This is a genomic window from Persicobacter diffluens, assembly GCF_036244895.1.
GTDB classification, from domain to species: Bacteria; Bacteroidota; Bacteroidia; order Cytophagales; family Cyclobacteriaceae; genus Persicobacter; species Persicobacter diffluens.
In genome coordinates this window covers 267,767-281,722 of the sequence record NZ_BQKE01000004.1, presented here as the reverse complement: position 1 = coordinate 281,722, position 13,956 = coordinate 267,767, and the positions used below count along the sequence as shown (strand labels likewise).

The window sequence follows — 13,956 nt, the reverse complement described above, 5'->3', positions numbered from 1 at the left end:
AAACAGGATCCAGCAATAAGCCAGATCCTATAGCAAAGATTTACATAATTTGTGGGATAGTGTCTGGTTAAACCGATTTCAACTAGTTTATCATCACCTTACCGTCAATTGTTAAAGGAGTGTATTTGAAATTATCAAACTTGACTTGCCCATCCCCAATGGAACAAATTCCAATTCGAAGACTCATAAACCCACTTAAAACATTATGATGAAAAGCACTAGTCTCTAGGGAGTTTTCAATTTTCACCCAGTCTTCTCCAGCTATACTATAATACATATCTACCTTATGGTGCATATTTTTTAAACGAAGCCTAACTTTCCTGTTAATGACTCCCTCCTCTGTAACAAATTGCCAACCGCGTAGATTGCCTAAAATATTTGCCTTATCAGCCAATATACCGGAATAGGCTTGCTCATTATAAAATAATACTAAGCCTCCTATTGCATCCTTTTCAATTTCCATTGTCACCTCTGCCATATAGCAATGGTCCTGTGGTGTCACGAGTAATGGGGAACAGTCAGCCACACCATTCCCTTGCCCCTTCAAGACCAGTTTCTCATCGGCAAAATGATACCTAGAAGCATCATGCTGTTTGAAAAATTTCCAATTTGGCTTCAGTGTTTTGGAATTAAAGTCATCACTGATAGATGCTTTTTCAGGAGTCCCCTTTATTAGATTAGGTATGAATAACTCCTGATCTACCCTTACCCCATCAGGAATTTTAAACCAATCGTCCGCCGTCCATTCCACCGTGGTAAGTAAAGTTTGCCTTCCCATATTATAATATCCCTTTTCATAGCCATGAAAAACCATATACCAATTGTCCCTCGAATCATCAAAAATCGTCCCATGCCCAACAGAACACCATTTTTCATCAGATTTTTCCGTTCTAATAATGGGATTATATGGAGAATTCTCCCAAGGCCCCAATGGAGACTTTGATCGTGCTGAAATAACCATATGCCCAGTGGCAGGACCAGCAGTACCGCCCTGAGCCACAGTTAAATAATAATATTCGCCCTTTTTAAATAACTTTGGCCCTTCCATGCAGAAACACTCAATAGACCATTCCCGTGGGATTACCCATCCATCATAACTATGTACCGCTGACCCGGCGATTTTCAACCCATCTTTTGAAAGGGGCACATAGCTTCCACTACTGAAATATAAATATCGATTCCCATCAGCATCCACCACATGTCCCGGATCAATCATGCTAATGTCTAAATGAATTGGAGCACTCCATGGCCCCATAATATCCTCCGCCCAAATAACATAATTGGTGTCATTTGCAGGAAAATAGATATAATATTTATCCTGAACCTTCACCAAATCTGGCGCCCAAACAGAACCAACATATTGTTCCAAGGCATTGGTTAAAGGCCGCCAGTGGATTAAGTCACGGGAATGCCAAATCGGTAAAGCCGGATAATACTCAAAGGAAGAATGCACCATATAAAAATCCTCCCCTTCCCTAAGAATACTTGGGTCAGGATTATCGCCTGCCAAAATAGGATTAACAAATGATATTTTTTCATTTTGTGCATAAGTATTAGTTACAAAAAAAGAGAAAAACAAACAGCATATCACGCTTTTTAAGGCAATAATTATAACACGATAATTCATACAAATTTCCATTATTAAAAAAATTTAATCTTACTAATAGCAGGGTATTAATGCGAAGTATTCAGCCCTATACTGCTATAAAAAGCCTGCATCCTACAGATCATTATGATAAAAAAGTTGATTTTAAAAACGCGTGTTTAAAAGCACACCATCCGGCTGCAAATTCGAATTATTGGAATCGATATTGGATAATTTCTCCACAATAGCGATGCTATTCTCTCGAAATAATTGGGTATCGCCTCTGCAATACAAAAAATTTTTGCTGCGAATTTTAGCTTTTCAACACGATCTAATAACTACTCTTTTAATAATAAGGTATAAGCCTCCAAACCCTCCCCACTAGCCGTAAGCTTTAATTTACCCTTTCCCGGACGGACAATCACCTGTGCCAATCCATTAAATAAAGAACGCTGCCAAATACCTTGATCATATACCAGTTGCAATGTTCCCGGGCTGGTATTTAAGCTTTCCCATACATATTTTTTCTCCAATGGACTGCCAATGGCCAAAAAAGAATTCACACCTGTCTTTAACAGTCCGTCAGGAAATTCGAACACCCCACCATCAGCCTCTGTATCCGGAACAATCATTTTCCCATTAATATAATATCGGGCATCCTGGGCAATTTCCTTTTTAAACCACTGCATTTTGGCCGCAAGCTGTTTGTCCGTTAATTCAAAGGTGGCCGTATAAGCTTTAAGACCAGCTTCCCGGGATAGTTCCTGAAAAAGATGCTCCCCCTCCTGACCGCAATACTTCATCAGTAAAGCGGCCGAAAGCTCCTGTGATTCCACCTCCGGCATTTCGATTAGTCTGTATTCTTTATTGAAAACGTCTCTTTCCAGACAGGTAGGATCTCCATTCCCAACCCCTAAAATTTCTCCTGCTCCTTCCAATTCAAATTGGATCAAATCATCCGCTATCGGCACCATTATTCCATTCTCATCTTTGGCTGATACCTTTACCATTCTAACAGTTTGCCCGCTTTGCGGCTGAGGAAAAACTTCTTCCTCCAGGAAAATACTCTTGGCTTTACCACTAGTTTTAATCACAGTTTCCTGTGCCATTTTTCCTTTCTTATCAAAAGCCACTGCGGACAATTTTCCCGGCTGGTAATTAACCGCCCATTGCAAATGTCCATTTTCCTCCATTTTCTTTTTCCCCAGAGACTTTCCGTCCTGGAATAACTCTACTTCAGGGTAATTACTATACACCCGAACCTCTATCTCCTCTCCTTCCCTGCCAGGCCAATTCCAATGCGGCATAATGTGCAATACCTTTTCGTCCGACTGCCACCATGATTTCAAATAATATACATTATCCTTAGGGAATCCACACAAATCACGCATTCCGAAGTAAGAAGTAATCGAAGGCCAATCGTGGGGAGTAGGTTCTCCACGGTAATCCAGGCCAGTCCAAATAAACATCCCCGAAAGGTAATCACGAGAGGCATAATGCTTCCAGCATTCTTCTATTGAATACCAGTCCGGTAGCGGCTTTTGATCATAAGCGGTCATATAATGCTTCTCAGGCTGATCAACATAAATGCCCCGGGTAGTATAGGTAGAGCCTTCCTCCGTACCTATGGAAGGCTGATCCGGAAATTTGGCATGATGCACATCTGTATCACCATGCACAAGATAATTATAACCCATAATCTCAATGGTGGTGGAAATACCAGCCCCCCAGCCACCACTAATCGCGGCATTGATTGGTCGGCTAGTATCTAAAGTCTTGGCATAAGCCTGCATATTAGCCGCCATTTTGGCTCCAATATCATTTCCTTCAATCGCCCACTCTTCATTACCAATAGACCAAACAATCACGGAAGGATGATTTCGGTCTCGCACCATAAGGCGCTTCAATTCAGAAAGGGCTTCCTGATGCGTCCCCATTAACCTGTTCTCATTGATGACCAAAATTCCCATCTCATCACATAAATCCAGTAAAGCAGGTGTTGGAGGATTATGGGAACTTCGATAAGCATTACTGCCCATATCCTTGAGTAATTGTAAACGGTAGGCAATTAGTCCTTCTGGCATGGCGCATCCTACCCCGGCATGGTCCTGATGATTATTGGTTCCTTTTAGTTTAACCAGTTTATCATTTAGGAAAAACCCTTTTTGTCCATCAAAACGAATAGTTCTTAGACCAAATCGGGTATCATAACTATCCAAAACATTGCCGGATGATATAACGGTGGACTTACAGGTATACAAATGGGGATCTTCCAGCGACCACCTGCGAATGCCCTTCATGTCCAGCTGACTTTTTCCTGAAATGCTTTCAAAACTTTTAATGTACAATTCATCAGAAAGAATCTCGCCCACTTTACGTCGCTCACCGTCAAATATTTCATGTAAAACATTCACTTTTACATCAGTTAAGGATCTGTTTTTTACATCGAAAGCTATTTGAACAGAGGCATTTTTTTTGTTAATATCATAGGTGATGAAGGTTCCATTTTGAGGAATAAAAACAGGACCTAATGCCCGAAGCCAAACATTACGATAGATTCCACCTCCTTCATAATACCAGCCTTCTTCCATGCTAATATCTGCACGAACAGCTATAACATTCTCTCCCTCAAAATTTAAATAGTCAGTAATATTAAAGCTAAAACTCTGATAGCCGCTGGGCTCATTTCCAAGGTAAAAACCATTGACCCAAACCTTAGCATCCCGGCTTACTCCCTCAAAATCGAGAAAATATTGCTTCCCGGGATCCGTGGGCCGGAAGTGCTTCCGATACCAGCCCACACTGTTTTCCGGGAAATTTCGACCAACAGCTTTATAGCCATGGCTATGGCTTCCCTCTGCGCTAAAAGGCATTTCAACCACCCAGTCGTGTGGAAGATCCAGCCTACGCCAAGGGAGATCATCAAATTCTCTGGCAGCGGGCCCATCCCCATAACCTGCTTTTGACAAGTAAGAAAAATAACCAGTGCCGTGATCAAAATCCAGAGAAGTTTCAAAAGGATGCCCAAAGGCAAATAGCCAATCCTGATTAAGATTAATGCGATTCTGATGTTGGGCAAAAGTAAAAAAAGGCCACCAAAATAGTGTAAAAAATAAATATTTTCTCATTATAATTCTATATGAAAGTCGTTATTTTCCTGAATTTTCTTCAAATATTTAGAGGGCAACATGCCATACTCTTTTGCAAAATATTTGCTAAAATATCTTGGGGAGTTAAAGCCCACTTCATAAGCTACTTCAGAAACAGTCATTTGACTTTTTTCCAATAATTTCTTTCCTCGCTTCAGTCGAATAATACGTATAAATTCCACCGGTGATTTCCCGGTAATCGCCGTAAGTTTTTTATAGAGATGAACCCGGCTCATGCCCAATTCCTTACTCATTTCCTCCACAGAAAAATCAGATTTACCAATATTCTCTTCGACTATTTTAAGCGCATTATTAATCAGTTTTTCATCCAATGGTGTAATCTCAACCTCCGCCGGACTCACTTCTAGTTTTTTCTGGAAATTCTTCTGCGCTTTTTCCCTCCTGGCCATATATTGGTCTATTCGCTTCAGTAATAAATCCATCTTAAACGGCTTAGTAATATAATCATCGGCTCCAATTTCATAGCCTTTAATTTTATCCTCATCAGCAGTTCTGGCAGTCAATAGAATCACCGGAATGTGTGATATTTCCGCTTCTGATTTAATGGTTTTACACAACTCCAGGCCATCCATCACGGGCATCATCACATCCGAAATTACCAAATCCGGCAACAATTTACGCGTCAGTTCAAGTCCCTTTGCGCCTTCTTCGGCCTCTACTACCTGATATTTACCCTCAAGCGCCTCTTTCATAAAATGTCGGAAATCAGGATTATCTTCTACCAGCAGGATAGTAGGTTGGTTTCCCTGCTTTTCTTCTGGTAGTAAAGTGTTTTCACCCTCCACTTGCTGCACTTCCATATCCGAGCTTTGATGATAAATCAAAGGTAAATAAACACGAAATTCCGTCCCTGCTCCGGGGGTAGAATCCACTTCAATCTGCCCCTGATGCAGAGTGACCATTTCTTTGACCAAATTTAAACCAATACCAGAACCCCCTTTACCTAAATCCTCCACATTAGAGGACTGATAAAAACGTGTAAAGATGTGTTCCAAATCATCAGCGGCAATTCCCACTCCACTATCACATACGGTCAATTCCAGCCCGTCACCTTTAAGGAAATACCCCAACGCTATATTGATCCTGACCGTCACCCTTCCCCTTGCCGGCGTAAACTTTATGGCATTACCCAATAAATTCATTAAAATTTTACGGACTTTATCCTTATCAAAAAGAAAGGAAACAGCGTCTTTATCCGTATGAAATTCAAAATTAATTTCACTTCTCTGGAAGGAATCATTAAACATTTCGCAAATTTGCCGGACGAAAGGGACAATATCTCCATAGGAAGGGTGAAACTCCAATCCATGCAAATCAAGTTTTCTAAAATCTAATAATTGATTTACCAGATATAATAACTCCTGGGCATTTCGTTCTATAACTTTAAGAGAACCATATTGATTATTTCCTTGATTGAGTTTAATCAACTTTTCTAATGGAGTAAGAATCAGGGTCAAAGGAGTACGAAACTCATGCGAAATATTAGTTAAAAACTTTAACTTTATTTCATCCAGTCTCTGGTTTTGTTCTCGCTCAATTTTGCGCTGCTCTGCTAAAAGTTTGCTACGTTGGCGCCTTACAAAGAAATAGGTAGATGCAAAAATTGATAAAAACAAGAGGAAAAAATAAATTAAAAAAGCAGCAGGGCTTAAATAAAAGGGAGGTTCAACCACAATTTTAATACTGGCAAAACTTTCCGGAAATTCACTACTCCTAGTGGCTTTTACCTTTAGGAGATAAGTCCCAGGATATAAATTAGTATAAGTTACTTTAGAATATTGCTCTGCCGTTTGCGTCCAGTTTTCCTCAAAGCCCTCCAGCTTATAGGCATATTTGGTTGAGCCGGTGGAATAATCCACCGCAGTAAAGTCAATAGAAAAAACATTTACGCTCGGAGGCAGGGTAATCTGATCTGCCACCTCAATAGATTTTTCCAACAAGACTTGGCCACTAATCTGTTCTCCAATTTTCACAGAGCGGTTATTCAATTGTAAGTCATTGAAAATCACCTTTGATTCGAACTGTTTGTACTCAATTTTCTCCGGATTAAAAAGGTTGAAACCATTAAATCCTCCGAAGGCCAATTCACCCGCATTCGTTCTGATTTTCGCATTCACGTTGTATTCCAAACCCTGCAAGCCATCTTCCTGCCCAAAAGACTGGACATCGAATTGCCATTCCCCCTGCTGTCGAATGATTTGCAACTTACTAATACCCGAAGACTTACTCACCCATAAATTCCCCAGATTATCTTCCAATATACAGTTCATAATATCCTGAGGTAAGTCATGCTCTTTATCCAATAAAAAGCTCTTGCCCACCACGGGATCGATCATGGTTAAGCCTTCCCGGCTAGCAATCCAAAGTAATCCCCTGGAATCTTCGTAAACATCATTTACATTATCATTACTAATTTTAAATTTCTCATTACCCTCATGATATAGATTATTAGAATATGACTTCTTGTCAACATCATAAAAAACAATACCTAAGGCAGTTGCTATCAGAAGATTACCATCCTTTAACACATGAATATGATTGACAAAATCATTGGGCAAAGTCATATTTCCTGTATTTTCCGGCTTAGAAAATTGGCCGGTTTTTTTATCTAATACCAAAATCCCGGCCCCCAGCGTTCCGAGCCAAATATAGCGTTCATTTAATTCCGCAAGACACCAAATACTGTTTACGAAGTAGTCGGCCAGCATTTCATCTTTAAGGATATAACGATGAAATTTCTTACCGTCAAAGCGATTAAGCCCACCGGTATAAGTACCCACCCACAGCTGTCCTTCCTGATCCAAAAGCAGATTTACGACCACATTATTGCTAAGGGAGTGGGCATCTTCAGGATCATTTTTATAGATGGTGTACTGCTCTTTTTTCCGATCATAATACAGCAGCCCCCCACCATTGGTACCAATCCATAAATTACCCGCTTTATCCTCCGCAAAGCAGTTGACGTCATTAAAAGGCAAAGGATTTGGAGAGGTGATAATATTTTCAAAATGCTCAAACTTAAAAAACGCATCATGATAATAGCTGATCCCATTTTTATAAGTGGCCAGCCAAATAATCCCTTCATCATCCTTCATCATGGTGGTAATGGAGTTTTGCGAAAGGCTCTTTCTATTTTCAGGCTGGTGGTAAAAAGTCTCTAATTTTTCCAGGTTCTCGGAAAAAATATTGACCCCTCCATGGTCTGTGGATATCCAGATTCTACCTTTATCATCCTGCAAAACACCCGAAACCAAATCAGAGGAGATACTATATGGATTCGCTTCCGCACCCAAGTGTATCCATTGTTTATCTAAAGGATAATAACAATATACACCATTACTATCCCCATAAACATATAACTTCCCTTTTCGATCGACGTAAATGCCGCCTGCGGCGTATTTGCTTTTGATTTTACTTTTAAGATATTCACTACGGTAGAGTAGTCTTAAATCATCTGCGCGAAAAACTTCAATGGTACCGTCCTCATAAAGACAGTAATATTGATTTTCAAATTGAATAAAATCAATGGGAATCGCTTCCTTATAGCTGCTTTCTCCAAACACATCCACCAACTGTTTTTTGTCGGCATCATATCGCTGATAATTATTAGTCTGAGAAGTTTTCACCCACATTTGTTTATGAAGATCAAAATAAATACGATCCACATCCAGCCCAATGCCCATTTCCTGCAATCGATGTGGGGCATAAAAGAACTTTCCCTGATCGAAATCAAAGATGGCATAATTCCATCTGAGTTTGATCCACAGATCCTGATTTTGATCTTCCACGATTTCCTGAATGTAGTTATCCTGAATAGAAAAAGTATCTTTTTCCTGATGGGTATAATTTTTGAAATTCTGGCCGTCATAACGGCTTAAACCGGAGGAGGTTCCAAACCACAAGAAGCCTCTTGAATCTTTATAAATACAAGTCGCCTGATTATTCACTAATCCTTCATTATAGGAAAGGCGTAAAAAAGTATTGCTGAGGTTTTCGGCCAAAGCAAAATAATGGAAGCTAATTAAAGTTAAAAAAGTTAACAAATACCTCATAATTCAGTCTACACTAAGATCATTGATAAATCGACTAAAAATATGCCTATTGCTTCGTAAAAAATAGGAATAAAAGAATAAACTTTAGGGCAGGAAAAGCCTTGAATTTGGATTCTCATTCTTAAAAAAATACTTCAGCAGAATCTAAAAATTTTAGTAGGCATTAATTTTCTCTATGCAGTAACAATTTAACAAAGTTTTTCCTTTCTCGAAGGCTCAGGGGCGAAATAAAGCCAATTTGGGATAAATTAAGCCTGTTTCCTTCCCCCTTAGTTCACTACCTCCATAGGAGGAGGAACCAATAAATTTTCGATTCCTTTTCCTCATTACATTATCCACCTTTCCATTAATGCTTTGGATTTTTATAAACAGATACTTTTTGATTCTCATAAAAAATATAGCGGAAATGGTAATTGAATAATTTTAAAAAAATCAAGACAATACCATTTCCATCTTATCAGCAAAATTACTGAATAGTGATTATTGATTTGAAGGAAATAGCGTTAGAAGCATTTCCCAAATACAAATAATATTTCCCTTTTTCCACTTCCCAATCTTGCTGTTTTTCATTATAATAAGCCAAATCAGACGCATTCACTTTTAGTACAATCTCCTGCTGCTCACCTGCTTTCAATTGCACTTTTTCAAAGCTCTTTAAACCTTTAATTTCTCTTAGGACCGTAGATCCTTTTTTGCCAATGTAGAGCTGTACAACCTCTGCACCACTACAATTTCCGGTATTTTTTACGATACAAGAAAGCTCGATAACCTCTTTCTCAGAAAGTGTTTTAGGAGAAATCAGACGAAAATCTTTCAACTCAAAGGAGGTGTAAGAAAGGCCATGACCAAAAGCAAATTCCGGCTCGATTTTCTTGGTGTCATGCCAACGATAACCCACTAAAATGTCTTCTTTATATACCACATTTACACTATCTCCGGGGTAAGACAGCTCCCCAAAGTAGTGGGCTCCATTATCTTCCAGCTTTTTAGGCCAGGAAAAAGGCATTTTACCGGAAGGATTGACATCCCCTGCTAATACATCAGCGATTGCATAACCAGCTTCAGAGCCCAAATACCAGGCCTGCATAAGGGCGGGAACTTTTTTCAACCAGGGTAATTCCACTGCATTTCCACTTAACAAAATCACTCCGGTATTGGCATTTACGGCCAAAATTTCCTCTAATAATTGGTCCTGATTGAAGGGAAGGCCATAACTCAGGCGATCCTCGCCTTCACAATCCTGATGATGGTTTTTATTTAAACCACCGATGTAAAGTACGACATCCGCCTTTTTGGCCAATTCCACTGCTGCTGTTCTCAAAGAATCCTGATCCAATGGAGAATCAATAACACGACCATAAGCTGAAGGGCCGCTAGCATATCCCAAGCCATATTCTACGGTGGCATTTTTAAAACGCTCCTGAATGCCCTGCAATGGGGAAATTTCATATTTGGCTTTCAATTCAGAGGAACCTCCACCAATGGTCATCATTTTGGTGGCATTTTCTCCAATCACCGCAATTTTAAGGTGGGCCCCGGCATTAATTGGGAAAAAATCGTTTTGATTTTTAAGTAGTACGATCGACTCTTGTGCTACTTTTCTAGCCACCTGCTGATGTGCTTTTGAATTGATATTGCCCAATGGCTTATGAGGATTGAGACTGGTACGGAACATTAATAGCAAAATCCGGCTCACCTTTTCATCCAGCGTTTCCTCATCATAGGTTCCTGCCTTAAGTCCCTCCAAATAAGGATTTGCCAAGAAATATTTATCATAAGCGAAGCTTTCGCTGGCGGTCAAACCATTGGTCCAGGTACCCATTTCAATGTCCAGCCCATTATTCACGGCCTCTTCCGTACTGTGTACAGCGCCCCAATCAGTAATTACGGCGCCATCAAACTGCCATTCTTTCTTCAGAATATCATTCAACAGTTTTTCATTATGGCAACACCACTGCCCATTGTATTGGTTATAAGACCCCATAACCGACCAGATATTACCCTGCTTAACCGCAGCTTCGAAAGCCGGAAGGTAAATTTCTCTCAGGGCACGATCACTCAACTGAACATTGATATGGCCACGCCATTTTTCCTGATTGTTCAGCGCATAATGCTTGATACAAGCCGCAACTCCCTGTTCCTGTACTCCCCGGATATAAGGCACAGACATCACCGAAGCCAACAGCGGATCTTCCCCCATATACTCGAAATTTCTTCCATTCATTGGGGTACGGTAAATGTTTACCCCGGGCCCCAATAAAACATCTTTTTTGCGGTAGCGGGCTTCCTCCCCTATGGCTACGCCGTATTCGTAAGCTACATTGGGATCAAAAGTAGCGGCCAAAGCAGTGAGGGCCGGAAAAGCGGTGATGGAATCGTTGGTCCAGCCGGCATAGCCCCAGTCATCCCAATTAATTTCGCCACGGACACCATGCGGGCCATCGGACATCCAAAGCTCTGGAATCCCCAAACGAGGAACGCCGGCAGAACTAAATTTGGACTGCGCATGTAGCAGCTTCACTTTTTCTTCTACCGTCATCAGGCTGATGATGGAGTCAATCTTATGCTTAATGCGATGATCTCCGGGATGCGCCAAAACGCTCCCGCTTAAATACAAAAATAAACCTAAAATTAAAGTCGTCTTCTTCATCCTATAAAAATTTACTGCCAGTCAATGGTCACCAATTGTCCGGCTCCTACTTTCAACGCAATCTTTTGATCCTTTCTCTCTAAAATTTTGGCACCAGAAATATCAATTCGGGCATTTTCCTTCAGGCTGCTCATGTCCACCGACAATACCTGCGACTGGCCACTGGTAAATTTCAAATTTCCTTTGTCATCCTCCCAACTCATTTCCTGCACTGCAATTTGGTTTCTGGCCTGAATGCCTGATACTTTCCCCTTGTTCCAACTTTGTGGCAAGGTAGGCAGCACCGTTAACTCCCCGGGGGCAGAATTAATCAGCATACGGGTGATCAGGGAAGGGAATCCGCCACTGATGTCCATATTGAAAAGATTTCTGGGATTATGAGTGGTGGCCATTCCCTTGGTCCAGTAAAACTTAGAAAGATAGGTAATAATATCCTCGGTGTTAGGAAGATCCTTTAAACGCACGGCGGCATTCCCCAGCAAACACATTCCGAAGGCCATTTCTCCACCCTCATATTGCTTCCGGATTTTCATACGTTCTTCAATTGTTTTTCGTGCAGCGGCTTCCAGCTTTCCCTCATCTAATAAGTGCTGATCCGGAACTTCATACAAGCCATAAAGGTGACTGGCATGGCGATGAGATTGGTTCTCAGAAAAATCCGGCCACAACCACTCCCGAATAGTACCATCAGTAGCAATCTGATATTCCGGCAAAAGCGTCAACATTTTTTCCTTAGCCCGGATTTCTTTTTTGCTAACCCCTAGTTTTTTTGCCGCTGCTATCCAGTTGTTTAATAGCTCCTTTACCACCACAATATCCATAGTCGCATTAATACAATTTTGCCACTGATGCTCCAATGGATTATTCTCCGGAGAATAGGAAGGGTTAACGAGGTATTTACCATCCTCACCAATAATCAGAAAGTCTTCCCAAAAAGCAAGCGCTTCGGAAATGAATGGGAAGGCACGCTCTTTCAAAAACTTTAGATCTCCGGTATAAAGATAGTAATCATAGAAAAAGGAGGCTGTCCAGCCACCGCCGGCATTCCAATATTCCATACACCAGGTTTCATCATAGTGATTATTTAGTCCATGGGTACTGGTATGAGAAGGAATGTGAATCCCTGAGGCTCCGTAAAATTGCTTGGCATTGATCTTATACTGCTCGATTAAACGCTCGTGATAGTCAAAATAAGACAATAACAATTCCGGCATATTTCCATTAAGATAATGCGATACCGCCACTTCCACATTTCCATCATGGGTGAAATCCGAACACCAGGCCGGGGTCCAGGTACCACTCCAAATGCCCTGCAGGTTTGGAGGATTGGTTCCTGCTGCGCATAAAATATTATATCTGGCCGCTTCGAACTGGCGCTGAATAATACCGGGAGTCGTATTTTTTAGTGCATTCAATACCAAGGTCTCCGAAGTCATTGCTGTTTCATTTTCCGAAGGGAAAAGATCCAGCTGCATGCGGTTATACATTTCCCCGTGAAGGGAGAACTGTCGTTCTTTCAAATGAGTAAAATCAGCCGGCAGTGCGGCCAATTTTTCTGCGATATTGGCTACCTGAGAGGTTTCCCCGGCAAAATAAGGGGCAATATCCGTAAAAATCAGGACCTCCTCAGCATTTTCGATATGCATCACACTGCCTTCCAGACGCTTACTCCCTCCTTTAGTTTCCACCCGCAACAGGGCATCATAACCTGCCGGGGAATATTGGTGCGCCTTGCCGAAAGTACTGTGGTATCGAAGATATTCATTATTATAATCTTCGGAATAATTTTCCTTCAGGGCTTCATTCATAAAGGCCGACTGTTCCCAGGAATGCGGATGCTTTTCTAATCGAAGAGAAAGGCTTACCGGAGCATTTCCTTTAATGCGGGTCACCATCACGCTGTCCGGTCTGGACATGAAAGTAGAACGCTCAAAGCTGCCCCGCTGATCGGTCCAGGCCACAATCGCTTCAGCGGTTTCATAGTTCACGCTCCGCTCATAGTGTTCAATATTAGAAGCGGGCAATTCCATTTTTAAATTGGCCGCCGGCACAAAAGGGTCGGTCCATTTTTTAGGACCATAGCCTTCTTTTTCCCATAAATCCACTCCCAGGCGCGCCACTTTTCCCCATTCGCCATCCAGGGAAAGCTGTCTGATTTCCTCCAGATGTTCTACCATGGAAGGCGGCCTCACCGGGGCTTCATTAGGTAAATATATCAGGGCATGGTTCAGAATAATCGTTTCTTCAAAGGGATCTCCCATCACCAAAGCCCCCATGGTTCCATTACCAGTCAACAAGGCATCTTCCCAACTTGCTGCCGGTTGCCAACTCACAAAACCTTTTTTAATATCCCCAGCCTGCGCTAATGGTGGGGCAATAAACCAATTCACCAGGCACAACAAAGCGCCCCAACTTAAAAAACTCCTCATCTCAAAAAAATTATTGCATTATTTGATCTAATCCATCCAAAAGAAGTAAGAAAAAAGGGAACGATGGAAT

General features: G+C 41.2%; 5 protein-coding genes. All 5 read right to left on the bottom strand.

The window, feature by feature from the left end; all coding sequences use genetic code 11:
* Positions 1 to 82: 82 nt before the first annotated feature.
* Entirely contained in the window at positions 83 to 1,627 is a 1,545-nt protein-coding gene (locus AAA970_RS23165; protein ID WP_338239267.1) for a family 43 glycosylhydrolase, read from the bottom strand.
* A 296-nt stretch (positions 1,628 to 1,923) separates the two neighbouring features.
* Entirely contained in the window at positions 1,924 to 4,713 is a 2,790-nt protein-coding gene (gene galA, locus AAA970_RS23160; protein ID WP_338239266.1) for a beta-galactosidase GalA, read from the bottom strand.
* Positions 4,713 to 8,798 (bottom strand): two-component regulator propeller domain-containing protein, encoded by a 4,086-nt coding sequence (locus AAA970_RS23155; RefSeq protein ID WP_338239265.1) that lies wholly within the window; start codon positions 8,796 to 8,798, stop codon positions 4,713 to 4,715. Before AAA970_RS23155 ends, galA begins: the two co-directional genes overlap by 1 nt.
* A 475-nt stretch (positions 8,799 to 9,273) precedes the next feature.
* Complete coding sequence (locus AAA970_RS23150) at positions 9,274 to 11,457, bottom strand: beta-glucosidase family protein (protein ID WP_338239264.1); 2,184 nt, start codon at positions 11,455 to 11,457, stop codon at positions 9,274 to 9,276.
* An 11-nt stretch (positions 11,458 to 11,468) separates the two neighbouring features.
* Positions 11,469 to 13,886: a glycosyl hydrolase family 95 catalytic domain-containing protein gene (locus AAA970_RS23145; protein WP_338239263.1), complete on the bottom strand. Its 2,418-nt coding sequence runs from the start codon at positions 13,884 to 13,886 to the stop codon at positions 11,469 to 11,471.
* Positions 13,887 to 13,956: the final 70 nt, after the last annotated feature.

Bases quoted from the DNA above. Each gene is read 5' to 3' on its own strand.
- AAA970_RS23165 (WP_338239267.1), bottom strand. From the start codon at position 1,627: ATGAATTATCGTGTTATAATTATTGCCTTAAAAAGCGTGATATGCTGT.
- galA (WP_338239266.1), bottom strand. From the start codon at position 4,713: ATGAGAAAATATTTATTTTTTACACTATTTTGGTGGCCTTTTTTTACT.
- AAA970_RS23150 (WP_338239264.1), bottom strand. From the start codon at position 11,457: ATGAAGAAGACGACTTTAATTTTAGGTTTATTTTTGTATTTAAGCGGG.
- AAA970_RS23145 (WP_338239263.1), bottom strand. From the start codon at position 13,886: ATGAGGAGTTTTTTAAGTTGGGGCGCTTTGTTGTGCCTGGTGAATTGG.